Below are 20,169 nucleotides of genomic sequence, written 5' to 3'. Positions count from 1 at the left end.
GATGGAAGCACTCGTCATCCACGCACCAGGCGACCTGCGCGTCGAAACTTTTCCCACCGCCGAACTCGGCTCCGGCCAGCTGCGCGTGCGCGTGCGCTGCGGCGGCATCTGCGGCTCGGACCTGCACTACTACAACCACGGCGGTTTTGGCACTATCCGTATCCAGGAGCCTATGGTGCTCGGCCATGAGGTCGCCGGCGTCATCGACGCCGTGGGTGAAGGCGTGGTCGGCTTTGCCGTCGGCGAACGCATCGCTGTAAGTCCGAGCCGCCCCTGCGGCGTGTGCCGCTACTGCCAGGAAGGCCTTCAAAACCATTGCCTGGACATGCGCTACTACGGCAGCGCCATGCGCAATCCGCACGTGCAGGGCGCGTTCCGCCAAGAGATCGTGCTCGACACCCACCAGGCGCACAAGCTGGCCGACCGCGTGAGCGACGGCGAAGGCGCCATGGCCGAACCGCTGTCCGTGGCGCTGCACGCTGTGCGCCGCGCCGGCCCGCTGCTGGGCAAAAAGGTGCTGGTCACTGGCTGCGGTCCGATCGGCGCGCTGATCATCATCGCCGCACGCCGCGCCGGTGCAGCCCACATCGTGGCCACCGACATGAGCCACCATCCCCTGGGCAAGGCGCAGAAAGTGGGCGCCGACGAAATCATCAACGTAGCCGAAGAACCGGACGGCCTGAAGCGTTTCACCGCCGACAAGGGCACGTTTGACGTGCTGTTCGAAGCCAGCGGCAACGAACGCGCGCTGCGCGGCGCCCTGGATACGCTGCGCCCGCGCGGCATCATCCTGCAGGTGGGCCTGGGCGGAGACATGAACCTGCCGATGAACGTCATTGTGGCCAAGGAATTCGACCTGCGCGGCGCCTTCCGCTTCCACGAGGAATTCGCCATGGCAGTGGAGTTTTTGAACAAGGGCCTGGTGGATGTGAAGCCGCTGATCTCGGCCACGCTGTCGTACCGCGACTCCGCCCGTGCGTTCGCCCTCGCGGCCGACCGCTCGCAGGCGATGAAAGTGTTGCTGAACTTCGATTAATTTCGTGGCAAATCCATACGCCATGGTTTTCAAATTCTTCAAGGAGACATGAATGCTGATAGGCGTGCCGCAAGAGACGGCGACCGGAGAAACCCGAGTTGCCCTGACCCCCGAAACCGCCAAGAAGCTCGCAGCGCTTGGCCACGCGGTACGCGTGCAAAGCGGTGCCGGCATCGCCGCCAGCGTGACCGACGCCGCCTATGCAGCCGCCGGGGCCGAGATCGTGGACGCCGCCGGCGCCTTTGGCTGCGACCTGGTGCTCAAGGTACGCAGCCCCTCGGACGCCGAAACCGCGCTGATGCGCCCCGGCACCACCCTGGTCGGCATGCTCAACCCCTTTGACGCCCCTGGCCTGGAGCGCCTGGCCGCCGCCGGCCTGACCAGTTTTGCCCTGGAAGCCGCCCCCCGCACCAGCCGCGCGCAAAGCATGGACGTACTCTCCAGCCAGGCCAACATCGCCGGCTACAAGGCCGTCATGATGGCCGCCGACACATACCAGCGCTTCTTCCCCATGCTGATGACCGCCGCCGGCACCGTCAAGGCCGCCCGCGTGGTGATCCTCGGCGTCGGCGTGGCCGGCCTGCAGGCCATCGCCACCGCCAAGCGCCTCGGCGCCGTCATCGAAGCCAGCGACGTGCGCCCCAGCGTCAAGGAACAGGTCGAATCCCTGGGCGGCAAGTTCATCGAAGTCTCCTACGACACGCCGGAAGAGAAAGAAGCCGCCGTCGGCGTCGGCGGCTACGCCAAGCCCATGCCGCCCAGCTGGCTGGCGCGCCAGCAGATCGAAGTCGCCAAGCGTGTGGCCCTGGCCGACGTGGTGATCTCCACCGCCCTGATCCCCGGCCGCACCGCGCCCACGCTGATCACCGAAGACATGGTGAAGAGCATGAAGCCCGGCTCGGTGATCGTCGACATCGCCGCCGGCAAGGGAGCCAACGGTGGCGGCAACTGCCCCCTGTCCGAAGCCGACAAGACCGTGGTCAAACACGGCGTGACCCTGATCGGCGAAACCAACTTGCCGGCCCTGGTGGCGGCCGACGCCTCGGCCCTGTATGCCCGCAATGTGCTGGACTTCCTCAAGCTCATCTTGACCAAGGAGGGCACGCTGAACGTGGATATGGCCGACGACATCGTCGCGGCTTGCCTGGTGACCCAGGCTGGCGCGGTAACCCGCAAATAACAACGACAAGCCACAAAGACAAGAACAAGGAGCAAGACATGGACATTCTTTCCCCGACGATCACCAACCTGATCATCTTCGTGCTGGCCATCTACGTGGGCTACCACGTGGTCTGGACCGTCACCCCGGCACTGCACACGCCGCTGATGGCAGTGACCAACGCCATCTCGGCCATCGTCATCGTCGGCGCCATGCTGGCGGCTGCGCTGACCGAAACCACCTTGGGCAAGACCATGGGCGTGCTGGCCGTGGCGCTGGCGGCGGTCAATGTGTTCGGCGGCTTCATGGTCACCCGGCGCATGCTGGAGATGTTCAAGAAGAAGGACAAGAAGGCACCTGCGGCTGCGCCAGGAGCCGGCAAATGAGCATGAACCTCGTCACGCTGCTGTATTTGATCGCCAGTGTCTGCTTCATCCAGGCGCTCAAGGGCCTGAGCCATCCCACCACCTCCATCCGCGGCAATCTGTTCGGCATGGTCGGCATGGCGATTGCCGTGCTGACCACGGCGGCGCTGATCGTCAAGCTGGCGCAGGGCAACCTGGGCGGCATGCTGTACGTGCTGGTCGGCCTGCTGGCCGGTGCCGCCTATGGTGCCTGGCGCGCCAAGACGGTGGAGATGACCAAGATGCCCGAGCTGGTGGCTTTCTTCCACAGCATGATCGGCCTGGCGGCGGTGTTCATCGCCGTGGCCGCCGTGGCCGAGCCCTATGCCTTTGGCATCGTCGCCAAGGGCCTGCCGATTCCGGTGGGCAACCGGCTCGAGCTGTTCCTGGGCGCGGCCATCGGCGCGGTGACCTTCAGTGGCTCGGTGATCGCCTTCGGCAAGCTCTCGGGCACCTACAAGTTCCGCCTGTTCAAGGGCGCGCCGGTGGTGTTCCCCGGCCAGCACAAGCTGAACCTGGTGCTGGGCCTGGCCACCATAGCTCTGGGCCTGGTGTTTGCGGCCACCGAGAGCTGGCCGGCCTTCTTCGCCATGCTGGCGCTGGCCTTCGTGATGGGCGTGCTGCTGATCATCCCTATCGGCGGCGCCGATATGCCGGTGGTGGTGTCGATGCTGAACAGCTATTCCGGCTGGGCCGCGGCCGGCATCGGCTTCAGCCTGAACAACAGCATGCTGATCATCGCCGGCTCGCTGGTCGGCTCCTCGGGGGCGATCCTGAGCTACATCATGTGCAAGGCCATGAACCGCTCGTTCTTCAACGTGATCGGCGGCGGCTTTGGCGGTGATGCGGCGACTGCTGCGTCCGGCGCGGCCGTGCAGCGCGCGGTGAAGAGCGGCAGCGCCGACGATGCGGCCTTCGTGCTGGGCAATGCCGAAACCGTGGTCATCGTGCCCGGCTACGGCCTGGCCGTGGCGCGGGCCCAGCATGCGGTCAAGGAGCTGGCGCAAAAGCTCACCGACAAGGGCATCATCGTCAAGTACGCGATCCACCCGGTGGCCGGGCGCATGCCAGGCCACATGAACGTGCTGCTGGCCGAGGCCGAGGTGCCGTACGACCAGGTGCACGAGATGGAAGACATCAACGGCGAATTCGGCCAGGTCGACGTGGCCATCATCCTGGGCGCCAACGACGTGGTGAACCCGGCCGCGCATGTGAAGGGCAGCCCGATCTACGGCATGCCCATCCTGGAGGCCTACAAGGCCAAGACCATCATCGTCAACAAGCGCTCCATGGCCGCCGGCTATGCGGGGCTGGACAACGAGCTGTTCTACATGGACAAGACCATGATGGTGTTTGGCGATGCCAAGAAGGTGGTCGAAGACATGGGTAAGGCCATTGAATGAGTACCCTCCTCGCACCCCACCTTGGCTTTGTTTATATACACTGCATGCGCAGACGAAATACGATCCGAGGCTAGTTGTCCACACCCGGATACGCGTCCATCCAGACTCCCCGAACATGCACACCTGATTGAGTCCAAAAGCCTTCTACGCAGACCCCACCTGCACTACCCGCTACGAATTAAATAGCATGCGACTTCTTGGCATAGACCCCGGCCTGCAGACCACCGGCTTCGGCATCATCGACGTCGACGGCTCCAACCTGGGCTATGTGGCCAGCGGCACCATCAAGACCACGCACCTGGACCTGGGCCAGCTGCCGGCGCGCATCAAGATCTTGTTCGACGGTATCTGCGAGGTCTGCGCCCGCTACCAGCCTGATGCGGCCTCGGTGGAAATCATCTTCGTCAACGTGAACCCGCAGTCCACCCTGCTGCTGGGCCAGGCGCGCGGCGCCAGCCTGGCGGCACTGGGGCACAGCAACCTGCCGGTATCCGAGTACACCGCGCTGCAGATGAAGAAAGCCGTGGTCGGCCATGGCCGGGCCGACAAATCGCAGGTGCAGGAAATGGTCAAGCGCCTGCTGAAGCTGCCCGTGCTGCCCGGCAAGGACGCCGCCGATGCGCTGGGCATGGCCATCACCCACGCCCACGTAGGCCACGCCATGGCCCGGCTGGCCCAGGCCACACCGCTGGCGCGCAAGACCAGCAGCATGTACCGCGACGGGCGCACGCACTAGATCAGCTGTGGCCAATGGCGAGGTGTGAACTGGCCGGTTCGTCGTTGAGCTTGAAGCGGCGCACCGCGCTGTTCAGATGCGCGCACTGCTCACGCAGCGATTCCGAAGCGGCAGCCGACTCCTCCACCAGCGCGGCATTCTGCTGCGTCATGGTGTCCAGATGCTGCACGGTGGCCCCCATCTCGCCGATACCACGGCCCTGCTCGGCGGCCGATGTGGCGATCTCCCGAATGATGTCTGCCACGCCGCGCACGCTACCCACGATTTCACCCATGGTCTGCCCTGCATCGCGCACCTGCTGGGCACCGCTGTTGACGCTGACCACCGAGGCGCCGATCAGGGATTTGATTTCACCAGCGGCCTGGGCCGAGCGCTGGGCCAAACTGCGCACTTCGCTGGCCACCACGGCAAAACCACGACCCTGCTCGCCGGCGCGCGCGGCTTCCACGGCGGCATTCAATGCCAGGATGTTGGTCTGGAAAGCGATGCCATCGATCACTCCAATGATGTCAGCGATTTTCTTGGAGCTGGCATTGATGTCGTCCATGGTGCGCACCACCTTGGACACCGCCGCGCCGCCGCGCTCGGCCACCTCGGCAGCACTCGCAGCCAGGCGATTGGCGTGGGCAGACGAGTCGCTGTTCTTCTGGGTGGTTTCATGCAGCTGCTCCATGGAGGCGGAGGCCTCTTCCAGGCTGGCTGCGGTTTGTTCGGTGCGGTTGCTCAAGTCCTGGTTGCCGGACGCCATTTCGCCGCTGGCCAAGGCAATACGCTCGCCGGCCTCCATCACCTGACGGACCAGGCCGCGCAACGCGTCCTGCATCAAGCCCATGGCCTGCACCAATTGGCCTACCTCGTCCTGGCGTGTCGCACTGACCTCGTCCGACAAATCACCCTGGGCGATACGGTTGGCCAACTCCTGAGCACGGGACAGCGAACCGATAATGGAGCGTACCGTTATGACTGTCACAGGCACCAAAACCAGCAACGCCAGCACTACGATGCCAATCTGCAAACGCAGCAGCATATTGGTGCGTGTATCGATGTCGTGCACCGCCGCACGCATCTGGGCGTGCGAGTTGACCGACAATTCACCCAATAACTTGTCTACCGTATCCATTTGCGGAGCCACACGCCCGGCATAAGCGGCTGCCACCGATCCATCGATCTGAGCAGCCTCGATCTGCCCCAGCACCGGGGTGATCGCATCTTCGTATTCCTTGAGCAGGGCCGGCGCCTTGCTGAGTGTCTGCACTGGGCCGGTGGCCGCGTATTTGCCTTGCAACAGCTGGCCCATCTGCTTGCGCAGCGAGGCCAGGGACTGCCCCCAGGAGGTTCGCAGAGTGGCCACCTCAACCGCGTTATTGGCGTTGACGATGGCGTCTTTTTCAATACGCCGCACCTGTGCCAGCGAGAAGCGCAGCTCGCCCACGTCCACCAGCACCTGTACCTGGTCGTCCACCATGGCATCCATGGTGGAACGGGTGTCGTTCAGTGCCCAGGTGCCGACCACGCCGACCAAGAGAAGCACAGCCAATGAAAATGCCATGCTGAAGTACAGCCTGGCGCGGATGGACAACATTTTCATAGCAAGCACAGGGCACCCCTTGTGTATCAAAAGGTTACGATAACGCAACTTTCGTTCCAGCCTAAGAGGGTAATCCAGGCAACTACCGGAATGTCAAAAACTTTGCTGGGCATTAGCGCAGCGAATACCGGACCACCTCCAGCGACGGCGCTATGCAATACGTTCGAGTATCAGAACACCGAAAAACCCCAGTGCCGCCAGCACGGTCCACTTCAAGATGCGCAGCCCCCAGAGTCGAAAGCGCTGCTGCCCCGTGCCGACATAGAACGCAAAGCACACACCGACCCCCAGCAACAGGAACAGCACGGCCCAACGAAACAGCAGCATGGCTGAGGGCTACCAGGCCCGCGCGAGCTGGGCGAAGCCGCTAGGCGCCTTGGCGGCGTCTTCGAAGGTCACGATCTCCCAGGCATCCGGGCGCAACATTAGTTCACGAACCAATTTGTTATTCAAGGCATGGCCGGACTTCATGGCGGTATAGCTGGCCAGCAGCGGCTTGCCCAGCATGTACAGGTCGCCCATGGCATCCAGCACCTTGTGCTTCACGAACTCGTCGTCATAGCGCAGGCCGCCGGCATTTAGCACCTTGTAGTCATCCATCAGAATGGCGTTGTCCATGCCGCCGCCCAGACCCAGGCCGTTGGCACGCAGCATCTCGGCATCGCGGGTGAAGCCAAAGGTACGGGCGCGGGCGATGTCGCGGGTATAGGAGCCAGAACCCAGGTCGAACTCCACATGCTGGCCAGTGGAATCCACCGCCGGGTGGTCAAAGATGATGTCGAAGCTGAGCTTGTAGCCGTAGTAGGGCTCCAGCCGCGCCCATTTCTCGGCGCTGCCTGTGCCTTCGCGCACTTCCACTGGCTGGGTCACGCGCAGGAAGCGGCGCGGCGCGTTCTGCAACTCGATACCCGCCGTTTGCAGCAGGTACACAAAGGCCGCCGCCGAACCGTCCAGGATAGGCACTTCTTCGGCAGTGATATCCACATACATATTGTCGATACCCAGGCCGGAGCAAGCCGACATCAGATGCTCGACAGTAGACACCTTGGCCGAACCGACGGACACGGTAGTGGCCATGCGGGTATCGGTCACGGCCGTCACCGTCATGGGGATCTCGACAGGCACAGCCAGGTCGATGCGCCGAAACACAATGCCGGTATCCGGCGGTGCCGGCCGCAAGGTCAGCTCGACCCGCTGACCGGTATGCACGCCCACACCGACGGCACTGGTCAGGGACTTGAGAGTTCTTTGCTTGAGCATGCTGCGATTTTAGTTGCCCGCCCCGCCAACCACGATCAGCATGGTTGATGGCGGAGATTGGCGAAATTCATCCCCAAACCGCTTTTGCAGCGCCTCCCGGGCAGGCCTGGCCCACCCAAGAGGGCTTCATCAGTCGGCTTGCTTGCGTAGAAACGCCGGGATTTCGTAGTCGTCCATGCCGCCCGAAGACAAGGCATCCACGCGGGCGCTGGCCTGGGTACGGTTGGGCGTACGCCACACAGCTGGACCACGCAGGGCTTCGTAATCAGGTTGGGCAATGCCACCCACGGCAGCGGCGCCAGCACCCATACTGGTCGCAGGCAAGGTGAAGCCGACGTTGTCGGTACCCGTGCGTTGCACCACCACCTGCAGCGGGGCCGCTGCGCGGCGCTTGCTCAAGCCGGTGGCCACCACAGTCACGCGGATCTTCTCGCCCAGGCTGTCGTCATAAGCCGTGCCGTAGATCACATGCGCGTCAGGCGAAGCGTAGGCGCGGATGGTATTCATGGCCAGCTTGGATTCGCTCAGTTTCAGCGAGCCCTTGGCGGCGGTGATCAACACCAGCACGCCCTTGGCGCCCGACAGGTCGATGCCTTCCAGCAGCGGGCAGGCCACAGCCTGCTCGGCAGCGATACGGGCACGGTCCGGGCCGTCGGATACGGCGGTACCCATCATGGCCTTGCCAGGCTCGCCCATAACGGTGCGCACGTCTTCAAAGTCGACGTTCACATGGCCGGGCACATTGATGATTTCGGCAATACCGCCCACGGCGTTCTTCAGCACGTCGTTGGCATGTGCAAAGGCTTCGTCCTGGGTGACGTCGTCGCCCAGCACTTCCAACAGCTTCTCGTTCAGCACCACGATCAGCGAGTCCACATTGGCTTCCAGCTCAGCTAGACCGTTATCAGCATTGGCCATGCGCTTGGGGCCTTCAAAGTCGAAAGGCTTGGTGATCACGCCCACGGTCAGAATCCCCATTTCCTTGGCCACGCGCGCGATTACGGGTGCTGCGCCGGTGCCGGTACCGCCGCCCATGCCGGCAGTGATGAACAGCATGTGCGCACCATCGATCGCAGCGCGGATATCGTCCACCGCCATTTCGGCTGCTTCACGCCCCTTGTCGGGCTTGCTCCCAGCGCCCAGGCCGCTCTGGCCCAGCTGGATGGTCTTGTGCGCCACGCTGCGGCCCAGGGCCTGCGCGTCGGTATTGGCGCTGATGAACTCCACGCCTTGCACCGAGCAACCAATCATGTGCTCGACAGCATTGCCGCCGCCGCCGCCGACACCGATCACTTTGATCTGGGTGCCCAGGTTAAATTCTTCGACTTCAATCATTTCAATAGGCATGTGTTTCTCCTGATATTCCAATTAAATGCAGTTGCGTGTATGAATGTGTTTGTTGTTTTTCTAAGAGGCATTTCACCTCCAGGGCGGATGGCAACTTCGCCATCGCCCGTTTAAAGGGGGACTTCCCCGCGCCAGCCAGATCTTGGTTTGCATGGTCAGAAATTCCCCACGAACCAGTCTTTGACGCGGCCCACCGCTGTCTTCATCGAGCCGTTTTTCTGCGCTACCTTGAAGCCGCGCAGACGGCCGATACGCGCCTCTTCCAGCAAGCCCATGACGGTGGCCGCACGCGGCTGGGCCACCATGTCAGACAAGGCACCGCGGTACTTGGGCACGCCGCGGCGCACCGGTTTCAAAAAGATGTCTTCGCCCAGTTCGACCATGCCGGGCATGACTACGCTACCGCCGGTTAAAACGATGCCGCTGGACAAGACTTCTTCAAAGCCCGACTCGCGGATAACCTGGGCCACCAGCGAATAGATTTCTTCGACACGCGGCTCGATCACACCAGCCAGCGCCTGGCGGCTCAGCATGCGCGGGCCACGGTCGCCCAAGCCAGGCACTTCCACCTGGGCTTCCGGGTCGGCCAGCAGTTGCTTGGCGTAGCCGCTTTCGACCTTGATGTCTTCCGCGTCCTTGGTCGGCGTGCGCAAGGCCATGGCGATGTCGCTGGTGATCAGGTCGCCAGCGATCGGAATCACCGCCGTGTGACGGATCGCGCCGTTGGTGAAGATAGCCACATCAGTCGTGCCCGCGCCAATGTCCACCAATGCCACACCGAGCTCGCGTTCGTCTTCGGTCAGCACCGACAGGCTGCTGGCCAAGGGGTTCAGCATCAGCTGGTCCACATCCAGACCGCAGCGGCGCACGCATTTGATGATGTTCTCCGCCGCGCTCTGGGCACCGGTCACGATATGCACCTTGGCCTCCAGGCGGATGCCGCTCATGCCGATGGGCTCTTTCACGTCCTGGCCGTCGATGACGAACTCCTGCGGCTCGACCAGCAGCAGGCGCTGGTCGGTACTGATGTTGATCGCCTTGGCGGTTTCCACCACGCGGGCCACGTCGGCGGCCGTGACTTCGCGGTCTTTCACCGCCACCATGCCGCTGGAATTGATACCGCGGATATGGCTGCCGGTGATGCCGGTGTAGACGTGCGAAATCTTGCAGTCAGCCATCAGTTCGGCCTCTTTCAGTGCCAGCTGGATGCTTTGCACCGTGGCGTCGATATTCACCACCACGCCGCGCTTCAGCCCGTTGCTCGGGGCCACGCCAAAGCCGGCCAGCTTCAGCTCGCCACCGGGCATGACTTCCGCCACCACGACCATCACCTTGGCCGTGCCAATGTCTACGCCGACGACCAAGTCTTTGTACTCTTTTGCCATAGTTCGTCCTGTATCAGTCTATTTTCCAAAGCACCCTGGCCGGCTTACGGGCCGCCAGGGCGCTGTGGGAAATGGATTCAGTGGTCCACCGGCAGCGCTTTGCGCACTGCGGGCGCAGCCACCGTTGTCACGCCACGCAAGCGCAGCGCATAACCCTCGCCGTAACGCAAATCTGCTTGCTCCACCGCATTCGCTCCACGCCCGTACTGGCGCGCCACCTGGGTCACCGTGCCCAGAAAACGCTGCAGGCGCTGCGTGATCTCGTCGCTGGTGCCGCGACCCAGCTCGATCACACCGCCGGAATCCAGTTGGGCGCGCCAGCCGCCCCGGTTGGTCAGCTCCAACTCGTCCAGCGACACATCCAACGGGGTAAACATGGGCTCCAGCGTGTGGTACATGCCCAGCACCTGGCTGGACTGCCCGTCGGGACCGTTGAGGTGAGGCAGGTCATCGCGCTCCACCTCGTCCACGTTGGCCTCGAAGACTTCGCCAAAGTTGTTCAGCAGGCGGGACGAATCCTCATCCCCCCAATAAGCCGCCACCTGGTGCTCCTGCAGCACAACCTTCAGGCGGTTGGGAAACTCACGGCGCACAACGGCCCGGCGCACCCAGGGCACGGCCTCGAAGGCGGCACGGGTCGCAGCCAGGTCCACGGTGAAGAAGGTGCCCTTGATCTTGCCGCCCAGGTTGGCGCGCAACGTGACTTCGTTGTTGTGCGCCACGTCGCCCACCACCGAGATCGACTGGATGGCAAACATGGGCTGGCGCGCGGCCCATTTCACCAGGCCGGCCACGCCCAGGACGAGCGCGCCCAGGAACAGCACCGAGGCGGTGGCGTTCATGAGTTTCACGTCCATTGGGGTGGGCAGCTTTTGCATACTCAGGCGGCCTAGCTTCCGTAATCCAGGGCCGCCGACTGCAGCAGGCGCAGGCACAGCGCCTCATACGACAGGCCTGCCGCGCGCGCCGACATGGGTACGAGGGAATGGCCGGTCATGCCGGGCGAGGTGTTGATTTCCAGCAGATAGGGCTTGCGCGTCTTGGCGTCAATCATCACGTCAGCACGGGCCCAGCCGCGGCAGCCCAGAGTCAGATAGGCCTGGCGCACCATGGCCTGGATGGCGGCCTCTTCGCCGTCGGGCAGGCCGCAGGGCACCAGGTACTGGGTCACGTCGGTAAAGTATTTGTTCTGGTAGTCGTAGTTGCCTTCAGGCGCCACGATGCGAATCACCGGTAGCACCTCGGCCTGTGCGCCGCTGCCCAGCACGGGTACGGTCACTTCGTCACCGCTGACGAATTGTTCGCACAGCACGCTGGGGTCCAGCTGTGCAGCCAAGGCATAAGCGGCATCGCACTGCTCCAGGCTCATGACCTTGGTCAGGCCGATGGTGGAGCCTTCGCGCGCAGGCTTGACGATCATGGGTGCGCCCAGCTGGGCGAAGGCGTCGCGCGCAGCCTCGGCGCTGTCCACCACAAACCAACCAGGGGTAGGCAGGCCTTCGGCGCGCCAGATGCGCTTGGTCATGACCTTGTCGATACCGATGCTGGAGGCCATCACGCCAGAGCCGGTGTAAGGAATGCCCAGCAGCTCCAGCGCGCCCTGGACCGTGCCGTCTTCACCGAAGCGGCCATGCAAGGCGATGAAGCAACGTGCAAAGCCATCCCGTTTAAGTTCCGACAGATCACGCTCGCCGGTGTCGAAGGCATGGGCGTCCACGCCCTGGCTGCGCAGTGCGGCCAGCACGCCGGTGCCCGACATTAGCGAGACCTCGCGCTCCGCCGATGCGCCGCCCATCAGCACGGCGACTTTTCCGAGGTTTAAGTTATTTGCGGTCATAGCGCAGACGCTGCCTCCACTGCGTGCTCTTTTTTTGATAGCATTTCAACCACCTTGGCCGGCACGGCACCGATGGAGCCGGCCCCCATGCACAGCACCACGTCGCCATCGCGGGCGTTGTCGTAAATGGCCTGCGGCATGGTGGCGATGTCGTCCACAAACACCGGCTCCACCTTGCCCGCCACGCGCAACGCGCGTGCCAGCGCACGGCCGTCTGCCGCCACGATGGGCGCCTCGCCTGCGGCATAGATTTCAGACAACAGGACCACGTCGGCCTCGCCAATCACCTTGACGAAGTCCTCGAAGCAGTCGCGGGTGCGGCTGTAACGGTGCGGCTGGAAGGCCAGCACCAGACGCCGCCCGGGGAAGGCGCCGCGCGCTGCAGCCAGGGTGGCCGCCATTTCCACCGGGTGGTGGCCGTAGTCGTCCACCACGCTGAACTGCCCGCCACCCTGCGCTGGCAGATCGCCATAAGGCTGGAAGCGCCGGCCCACGCCCTGGAAGCTGGCCAGGGCACGCTGCACGGCTTCGTCCGGAATATTCAGCTCCACCGCCACGGCGATTGCCGACAGCGCATTCAGCACGTTGTGCCGGCCGGCCAGATTCAAAACCACTGGCAGATCGGGCAAGGTGACGCCGTTGCGCCGCTCCACCGTGAAGTGCATTTGCCCGCCCACGGCGCGCACATCGATGGCGCGCACCTGGGCGCCCTCGTCGAAGCCGTAGCTGGTAATGGGGCAGGTCACATCCTCCAGGATGGAGCGCACGCCGGGGTCATCGGTGCACAGAATGGCCGTGCCGTAGAACGGCATGCGGTGCAGAAAGTCCACAAAGGCCTGCTTCAGGCGGCCCAGGTCATGGCCATAGGTTTCCATGTGGTCGGCGTCGATATTCGTCACCACGGCCATCACCGGCAGCAGGTGCAGAAAGGACGCGTCGGACTCGTCGGCCTCGACCACGATGTAGTCGCCATTGCCCAGCTTGGCGTTGGCACCCGCGCTGTTCAGCCGGCCGCCGATCACAAAGGTCGGGTCCAGACCGGCTTCCATCAGCACACTGGACACCAGGCTGGTAGTGGTGGTCTTGCCGTGCGTGCCGGCGATGGCAATGCCTTGCTTGAGACGCATCAGCTCGGCAAGCATCAGGGCGCGCGGCACGATGGGCACATGGTTCTCGCGCGCCGCCAACACCTCGGGGTTGTCGGCCTTGACCGCCGTGGAGGTGACGATGGCATCCGCCCCGGACACGTTCGCCGGGTCGTGGCCGATAAAGGTGTGGATGCCCAGGCCGCCCAGACGGCGCAAAGTTGCGCTGTCGGACTGGTCCGAGCCCGACACCACATAGCCCAGCTTGTGCAGCACCTCGGCAATCGCCGACATGCCCGAGCCGCCGATGCCGACAAAGTGCAAATGTCTTACAGCGTGTTTCATGCGGCGAGCTCCTCACAGGCGGCGACTACGGCTTCGGTAGCCCCTATTTTTTGCATCATTTTTGCCTTTTGCGCAGATTCCACCAGCGTGGATCGCTCTAATTTCTGTAGCATTTCTGCCAATCCCTGGGGCGTCAGTTCGCGCTGCGGCAGCAGCCAGCCTGCGCCGGCCTGCACCAGGAACCGGGCGTTCACTGTCTGGTGGTCGTCCACGGCCGCCGGGAACGGCACGAACAGCGCCGCCGCGCCCACGGCGGCCAGCTCGGTCACCGTGCTGGCGCCGGCTCGGCAAATCACCAGATCCGCATCCGCATAGGCCTGGGCCGTGTCGTCGATAAAAGGCGTCAGCTCGGCCTCCACGCCGGCCGCCGCGTAGCTGGCGCGCAAGGCGTCTATCTGCTTGGCGCCGCTCTGGTGCAGCACGCTAGGGCGCTGCACCGCGGGAATCATGGCCAGTGCCTGGGGCACGGCGTCGTTCAAGGCCTTGGCCCCCAGGCTGCCGCCCACCACCAGCAGGCGCAAGGGCCCGCTGCGCTGCGCGAACCGGCTAGCCGGATCGGCCTGGTGCAGGAAGGCTGTACGCAGCGGATTGCCCACCCAGCGGCCACGCGGCAGCACATCCGGGAAGGCAGTGAACACCCGCTTGGCCAGCCGCGCCAGCAGCTTGTTGGCCGTACCGGCCACGGAGTTTTGCTCATGCAGCACCAAGGGCTTGCCCATCAGCGCAGCCATCACGCCGCCGGGGAAGGTGATGTAGCCACCCAGGCCCAGCACCACGTCCGGGCGCACCCGGCGCAGCACCTGCATGCTTTGCCAGCAGGCCTTGCTCAGGCGCAGCGGCAGCCGCAGCAGCGTGCCCAGGCCCTTGCCACGCACACCGCCAAACTCCACCGATTCAAAGGCAAAGCCACGCGGCGGCACCAGCTGCTGCTCCATGCTGCCGGGCACACCCAGCCAGTGCACGCGCCAGCCGCGCTCGCGCAGGGCCTCGGCCACGGCCAGGCCCGGGAAGATATGCCCCCCGGTTCCGCCAGCCATCACAAGTGCGCAACGTTGCTGGGTCATACCCTGACTCCATGCATTAACGCGGCACATTCGTGCCGCCCACCGCTGGCGCGGTGTTGCCGATTTTGAATAAACAGGCGGGTCATACACGCACTCCGTGCATCAGTTGCCTGTTTTCAAAATCAACCCGCAGCACCACGGCCAGCGCAATCAAATTCCACAAAATGGCAGAACCGCCGAAGCTCATCAGCGGCAGGGTCAGGCCCTTGGTGGGCAAGGCACCCAGGTTCACGCCCATATTGATGAAGGTCTGGAAGCCCATCCACAGGCCCACACCCTGCGCCACCAGGCCGGCAAACAGGCGGTCCAGGGCGATGGACTGGCGGCCTATGTGCATGATGCGGCGTATCAACCAGAAGAACAGGCCGATCACGCAGATCACGCCGACCAAGCCAAATTCTTCGCCGATCACGGCCAGCAAAAAGTCGGTGTGCGCCTCGGGCAACCAGCTCAGCTTCTCTACGCTGCCACCCAGGCCCACGCCAAAAATCTCGCCGCGCCCAAAGGCGATCAGCGAGTGCGACAGCTGGTAGCCCTTGCCCAAGGCATGCTTCTCGCTCCACGGGTCGAGGTAGGCAAAGATGCGCTCGCGCCGCCACTCGCTGAAGGCGATCATCAAGCCGAACGCGGTGACCAGGATGGTGGCGATCAGAAAGAACATGCGTGCATTCACGCCGCCCAGAAACAGAATGCCCATGGCGATCACGGCGATCACCATGAAGGCGCCCATGTCCGGCTCGGCCAGCAGCAGCACGCCAATCACGGCCACGGCCGCGCCCATCGGCAGCACGGCGCGCAAGAAGTTTTCCTTCACGTCCATCTTGCGCACCATGTAGTCAGCCGCGTACACCACGATGGCGAACTTGGCCATCTCCGACGGCTGAAAATTCATGATGCCCAGGGGCAGCCAGCGCCGCGCGCCGTACACCACCCGACCCACCCCGGGAATCAGCACCGCCACCAACAGCAGCAGCGAAACGATGAATAGCCAGGGTGCCCAGCGCTCCCAGGTACGCATTGGCACCTGGAAGGAGATCAAGGCCGCCACAAAGGCCACACACAGAAAGGCCGCGTGGCGCACCAAAAAGAAGTTGTGGTCGTACTTGGCGAAGCGCGGGTTGTCCGGCATGGCGATGGAGGCGGAATACACCATCACCAGCCCCCAGGCCAGCAGCGCCACGGTGACCCAGACCAGGGCCTGGTCGAAGCCGTGCACGCGTGCCGGCTGGCTGGGCGTGCGCGAAAAGCCGCTGGCACCCAGGCGCACAGGCAAGGCATCGGCCGCTGCCTTGGGCAGGCCCTTGAACCAGTCGCTGAAGCGCAGGGACAGGCCGCTCATGCTGCGTCCCCCATGTCGCCATTTTCCAGCGCCTGCACCGCCTCAACGAACACCTGGGCCCGGTGTTCGTAGTTCTTGAACATGTCAAAACTGGCGCAGGCGGGTGACATCAGCACCGCGTCGCCCGGGTGGGCGCGCTGCGCGGCCAGTTGCACGGCATCTGCCATGCTGGCTGCATCCACCAATGCCACGCCAGCACCTTCCAGCGCATTGCGGATCAGCGGCGCGTCACGGCCTATCAGCACCACGGCGCGCGCATAGCGGGCGACGGGGGCGGCCAGCGGCGTGAAGTCCTGGCCCTTGCCCTCGCCCCCCAGAATCAACACGATGCGGCGATCGGCGCCCAGGCCGACCAGGGCCGCCACGGTGGCACCCACATTGGTGCCCTTGCTGTCGTCGAAATACTCGACTTCGCGCACCGTGTTCACCGACTCCACGCGGTGCGGCTCGCCCTGGTATTCACGCAGGCCGTACAGCATGGGCGCCAGCGCGCAACCAGCGGCACTGGCCAGTGCCAGGGCGGCCAATGCATTCACCGCGTTGTGCCGACCGCGGATGCGCAGGGCATCGGCCGGCATCAGGCGCTGGATGTACAAGTCATCGGCAGCTTCGCTACGTTTGCGCTTGGTCTCATCGGCCTCCAGCGCGCGCACCAGCCAGGCCATGCCGTTGACGATTTCGATACCGAAGTCGCCGGGCCGCTGCGGCATGTCCGCACCAAAGGTGGTGTGGCGGCGCAGCTGCGGCTTCTGCAGGCGCAGCTTAATGGGCGCGGGCAACATGGCCATCACGCCCGGGTCCTCGCGGTTCAGCAGCATCAGGCCATGCTGGCCGAAGATGCGGGCCTTGGCAGCGGCATAGGCCTGCATGCTGCCGTGCCAGTCCAGGTGGTCCTGCGTCAGGTTCAATACCGCCGCCGCCGTGGGCTCGAAGCCCCTTGCCGCATCCAGCTGGAAGCTGGACAGTTCCAGCACCCATACCTCGGGCAAGGTAGCGGCATCCATATGGCCAGCCAGGGTGTCCAGCAGCGTGGGGCCGATATTGCCGGCCACAGCCACGGTCTTGCCCGCGCGCGCCACCAGTTGGCCGGTCAGCGAGGTCACCGTGGTCTTGCCATTGGTGCCGGTAATGGCCAGCACGGCAGGTTGGTAACCCAGGACTTCAGCCGGGGCCGCAATCACCGGGGCTTCGCCTTCATCCGACAGCTCTACTGGCGCCGCTTCTTCCTCGGGCTCGGGCTGGACTTCGCTCTCTGGCGCGGCGGCGGTCTGGCGCAAATCGGCCAACGCCTGGGCAAACAGGTCCAGCTCGCCGCCCACACGCAGGCCGGCGCGCTGCGCCTCGTCCAGCACCGGGGCCAACACCTCGGGAGCCAGGCCCGGCGAGCGGTAGATCGCCTGCATGCCGTTCGCCAGTGCCGCCGTAAACGGGCCACCGATAAACACGGCGCCAGGTACTTCCTGCTGCAAGGTGGCCAGCTGCGGCGGCGCCTCGCGCGTGTCCGCCACCGTGACCTGCGCACCGTGGCGGGCGCACCAGCGCGCCATGGCCAGACCGGACGCACCCAGGCCCAGGATCACGACAGGAAGGTCTTGCAGGTGGCGCATGGGCTTAACGCAGCTTCAGGGTGGACAAGCCCACCAGGCATAGCAACATGGTGATGATCCAGAAGCGCACGACGACCTGCGTTTCCTTCCAGCCGCTTTTCTCGAAATGGTGGTGCAGTGGCGCCATCTTCAGGATGCGCCGACCGGTGCCGTATTTTTTCTTGGTGAACTTGAACCAGCTGACCTGAAGCATCACGGACAAGGCCTCGACCACGAAGATGCCGCCCATGATGGACAGCACCACTTCCTGGCGCACGATGACGGCAATGGTGCCTAACGCGCCGCCCAGGGCCAGCGCCCCCACATCACCCATGAACACCTGGGCCGGATAGGCGTTGAACCACAGAAAGGCCAGGCCTGCGCCGGCCATGGCGGTACAGAACACCAGCAGCTCGCCCGCACCCGTGATGTGCGGCAGAAACAGATAACGTGAAAACACCGAGCTGCCCGTCACATAGGCAAACACGCCCAGCGCCGAGCCCACCAGCACCACTGGCATGATGGCCAGGCCGTCCAAGCCGTCGGTCAGGTTCACCGCATTGCTGGAGCCCACGATCACCAGATAGGTCAGCACCACAAAGCCCAGCACGCCCAGGGGGTAGCTCACCTCTTTGAAGAAAGGCAGCATCAAGCCGGCCTTGGGCGGCAGGTTCAAATCAAAGCCAGACTGCACCCAGCTCAGGAACAGCTCCAGCACCCGCAAATTGGAATTTTCAGAAATGCTGAACACCAAATACAAAGCGGCCACCAGGCCGATCAGCGACTGCCACATGTATTTCTCACGTGAACGCATGCCTTCCGGATCTTTGTTGACCACCTTGCGCCAGTCGTCCACCCAGCCTATGCCACCAAAGCCCAGGGTCACCAGCAGCACGATCCAGACAAAGCGGTTCGACAGATCCACCCACAGCAGGGTGGAGATGGCAATGGACAGCAGGATCAGCACGCCACCCATAGTGGGCGTGCCCTGTTTGACCAAGTGGCTTTCCATGCCATAGCCGCGGATGGGCTGGCCGATCTTCAGCGCGGTCAGGCGGCGGATCACTGCCGGACCGGCAGCAATGCCGATCAGCAAGGCCGTCATGGCCGCCATCACCGCACGGAAGGTGAGGTACTGGAAAACGCGAAAAAACCCGAACTCGGGCGCCAGGGTTTGCAGCCACTGGGCAAGACTAAGCAGCACGGGACGGTTCCTTTGGATGTTGTTCTTGTGGTTCAGCCTGGGCTGCGATGAAAGCGACCACGCGCTCCATCTGCATGAAGCGCGAGCCTTTGACCAGCACGCTGGCCATGTGGGGTAATTGCTGCTGCACGGCGGCCAGCAGCGTGTCGATGTCTTCGAAATGCACGGCGCCAGCAAACTGAGCGCTGGCGTGGGCCGACAGGCTGCCCAGGGTCAGCAGGCTGTCGATGCCGCTGTCCTGGGCCTGGACGCCGGCTTCGGCGTGGAACTGCGGCCCCTGGTCACCCACCTCGCCCATATCGCCCAGCACCAGCATGCGCGGCCCGGGCAGCGCGGCCAGCACCTGTACGGCCGCTTTGACGGAATCAGGGTTGGCGTTATAGGTGTCGTCCACCACGGTCAGGCTGCGCCCGCCCATGGGCACGGCTAGCGCGCGCGAACGGCCCTTGACGGGCTCGAACACAGACAAACCCTGGACCACGGCTGTCAACGGCACGCCGGCCGCCAAGGCGCACGCGGCGGCGGCCAATGAATTCTTGACGTTGTGCAAGCCGGCAATACGCAAGCGGTAGGACAGCGTTCCCGCCGGGGTGTGGGCTCGGACCTGCCAGGCGCCATCGGCCCAGACTGGGGTTTCGGCATACACGTCGGCATCGGCCAGTGAAAACTGCAGGCAGCGGTGTACGCCCGCCAGGCCCCGCCATACCGGCGTGTAGTCATCGTCTGCCGGGAAGACGGCGACGCCATCCGCAGGCAGTGCTGCCAGCACGCTGCCGTTTTCCTGGGCGACAGCCTCTACCGTGGCCATGAACTCCAGGTGCTCGCGCTGGGCGTTGTTCACCAGGGCTACCGTGGGCTGTGCCATGGCGGCCAGTGCGGCGATTTCACCGGGATGGTTCATACCCAGCTCGACCACCGCCAGGCGGTGGTGGGCGCGCAGACGCAACAGGGTCAACGGCACGCCGATGGCGTTGTTGTAATTGCCCTGGGTGGCCAACATGGCGTCCGGCTGCGCGGCCCGCAGTATGGACGCCAACATTTGCGTCACCGTGGTCTTGCCATTGCTACCGGTCACCGCGATCAGCGGCAAACTGTACTGGGCGCGCCAGCCGGTCGCCAAGGCCCCCAGCGCCGCCAGACTGTCATCCACCTCGATGCACGGCAGGCCAGGCAGCGCATGGCCGTGGTGGCAGATTGCGGCTGCGGCACCCTGCACACGGGCACGCTCCAGCAGCAGATTGGCGTCGAAGTTGTCGCCCTTCAGCGCAACGAAGAGATCACCGGACTGCAGGCTGCGGGTATCGGAGTGCACACGGTGGATGGCCACCGTCGCATCGCCGCTGATGCGTGCGCCGGGAATCCAGGCAGCCGCCTGCTGCAGCGTCATCATG

18 protein-coding genes are annotated in these 20,169 nt (G+C 64.2%); 5 read left to right on the top strand and 13 right to left on the bottom strand.

The window, feature by feature from the left end; all coding sequences use genetic code 11:
• The first annotated feature begins 1 nt into the window (after position 1).
• The 5 genes from AC07R0_RS07970 (at position 2) to ruvC (ending at position 4,738) form a co-directional block, all read left to right on the top strand.
• Entirely contained in the window at positions 2-1,036 is a 1,035-nt protein-coding gene (locus AC07R0_RS07970; protein ID WP_495104409.1) for an L-idonate 5-dehydrogenase, read from the top strand.
• A gap of 52 nt (positions 1,037-1,088) precedes the next feature.
• The gene (locus tag AC07R0_RS07965; RefSeq protein ID WP_495104408.1) at positions 1,089-2,216 is read left to right on the top strand and encodes a Re/Si-specific NAD(P)(+) transhydrogenase subunit alpha; all 1,128 of its coding nucleotides are present in this window, start codon (positions 1,089-1,091) and stop codon (positions 2,214-2,216) included.
• Between the two features lie 38 nt (positions 2,217-2,254).
• Positions 2,255-2,581 (top strand): NAD(P) transhydrogenase subunit alpha part 2, encoded by a 327-nt coding sequence (locus tag AC07R0_RS07960; RefSeq protein WP_495104407.1) that lies wholly within the window; start codon positions 2,255-2,257, stop codon positions 2,579-2,581.
• Positions 2,578-4,002 (top strand): NAD(P)(+) transhydrogenase (Re/Si-specific) subunit beta, encoded by a 1,425-nt coding sequence (locus AC07R0_RS07955; protein ID WP_133249811.1) that lies wholly within the window; start codon positions 2,578-2,580, stop codon positions 4,000-4,002. Before AC07R0_RS07960 ends, AC07R0_RS07955 begins: the two co-directional genes overlap by 4 nt.
• A gap of 187 nt (positions 4,003-4,189) precedes the next feature.
• On the top strand, positions 4,190-4,738 hold the full coding sequence (gene ruvC, locus AC07R0_RS07950; protein WP_495104406.1) for a crossover junction endodeoxyribonuclease RuvC: 549 nt from the start codon (positions 4,190-4,192) through the stop codon (positions 4,736-4,738).
• A 1-nt stretch (position 4,739) separates the two neighbouring features.
• On the opposite strand, the gene AC07R0_RS07945 is transcribed toward ruvC, so the two are convergent.
• The 13 genes from AC07R0_RS07945 to AC07R0_RS07885 form a co-directional block, all read right to left on the bottom strand.
• A complete protein-coding gene (locus AC07R0_RS07945; protein WP_495104447.1) occupies positions 4,740-6,326 on the bottom strand; it encodes a methyl-accepting chemotaxis protein in 1,587 nt (528 codons plus the stop codon).
• Between the two features lie 150 nt (positions 6,327-6,476).
• The gene (locus AC07R0_RS07940) at positions 6,477-6,653 is read right to left on the bottom strand and encodes a hypothetical protein (RefSeq protein WP_495104405.1); all 177 of its coding nucleotides are present in this window, start codon (positions 6,651-6,653) and stop codon (positions 6,477-6,479) included.
• A gap of 9 nt (positions 6,654-6,662) precedes the next feature.
• Entirely contained in the window at positions 6,663-7,586 is a 924-nt protein-coding gene (gene lpxC, locus AC07R0_RS07935) for a UDP-3-O-acyl-N-acetylglucosamine deacetylase (protein WP_495074079.1), read from the bottom strand.
• Positions 7,587-7,715: 129 nt separating this feature from the next.
• On the bottom strand, positions 7,716-8,933 hold the full coding sequence (gene ftsZ / locus AC07R0_RS07930) for a cell division protein FtsZ (RefSeq protein ID WP_490591097.1): 1,218 nt from the start codon (positions 8,931-8,933) through the stop codon (positions 7,716-7,718).
• 155 nt (positions 8,934-9,088) lie between these two features.
• A complete protein-coding gene (gene ftsA, locus AC07R0_RS07925; protein WP_490591098.1) occupies positions 9,089-10,318 on the bottom strand; it encodes a cell division protein FtsA in 1,230 nt (409 codons plus the stop codon).
• Between the two features lie 77 nt (positions 10,319-10,395).
• Positions 10,396-11,175 (bottom strand): cell division protein FtsQ/DivIB, encoded by a 780-nt coding sequence (locus AC07R0_RS07920; protein WP_495104404.1) that lies wholly within the window; start codon positions 11,173-11,175, stop codon positions 10,396-10,398.
• Positions 11,176-11,207: 32 nt separating this feature from the next.
• Positions 11,208-12,155 carry a D-alanine--D-alanine ligase gene (locus tag AC07R0_RS07915; RefSeq protein ID WP_495104403.1) on the bottom strand — a complete coding sequence of 316 codons (948 nt, stop codon included), beginning with the start codon at positions 12,153-12,155 and terminating at the stop codon, positions 11,208-11,210.
• Positions 12,152-13,585 (bottom strand): UDP-N-acetylmuramate--L-alanine ligase, encoded by a 1,434-nt coding sequence (gene murC / locus AC07R0_RS07910; protein ID WP_495104402.1) that lies wholly within the window; start codon positions 13,583-13,585, stop codon positions 12,152-12,154. The genes AC07R0_RS07915 and murC overlap by 4 nt, the downstream gene beginning before the upstream one ends.
• On the bottom strand, positions 13,582-14,649 hold the full coding sequence (gene murG / locus AC07R0_RS07905) for an undecaprenyldiphospho-muramoylpentapeptide beta-N-acetylglucosaminyltransferase (RefSeq protein ID WP_495104401.1): 1,068 nt from the start codon (positions 14,647-14,649) through the stop codon (positions 13,582-13,584). Before murG ends, murC begins: the two co-directional genes overlap by 4 nt.
• A gap of 82 nt (positions 14,650-14,731) precedes the next feature.
• On the bottom strand, positions 14,732-15,988 hold the full coding sequence (ftsW, locus tag AC07R0_RS07900; RefSeq protein ID WP_495074084.1) for a putative lipid II flippase FtsW: 1,257 nt from the start codon (positions 15,986-15,988) through the stop codon (positions 14,732-14,734).
• Positions 15,985-17,595, bottom strand: coding sequence for a UDP-N-acetylmuramoyl-L-alanine--D-glutamate ligase (gene murD / locus AC07R0_RS07895; RefSeq protein ID WP_495104400.1), 1,611 nt, complete (start codon positions 17,593-17,595; stop codon positions 15,985-15,987). Before murD ends, ftsW begins: the two co-directional genes overlap by 4 nt.
• Before the next feature lie 4 nt (positions 17,596-17,599).
• Complete coding sequence (mraY, locus tag AC07R0_RS07890; RefSeq protein WP_495074086.1) at positions 17,600-18,778, bottom strand: phospho-N-acetylmuramoyl-pentapeptide-transferase; 1,179 nt, start codon at positions 18,776-18,778, stop codon at positions 17,600-17,602.
• Positions 18,768-20,168 (bottom strand): UDP-N-acetylmuramoyl-tripeptide--D-alanyl-D-alanine ligase, encoded by a 1,401-nt coding sequence (locus AC07R0_RS07885; protein ID WP_495104446.1) that lies wholly within the window; start codon positions 20,166-20,168, stop codon positions 18,768-18,770. The genes mraY and AC07R0_RS07885 overlap by 11 nt, the downstream gene beginning before the upstream one ends.
• Position 20,169: the final 1 nt, after the last annotated feature.

It is taken from the genome of Rhodoferax sp. GW821-FHT07F03 (assembly GCF_059418745.1).
This window is presented reverse-complemented; position numbering and strand designations above follow the sequence as displayed.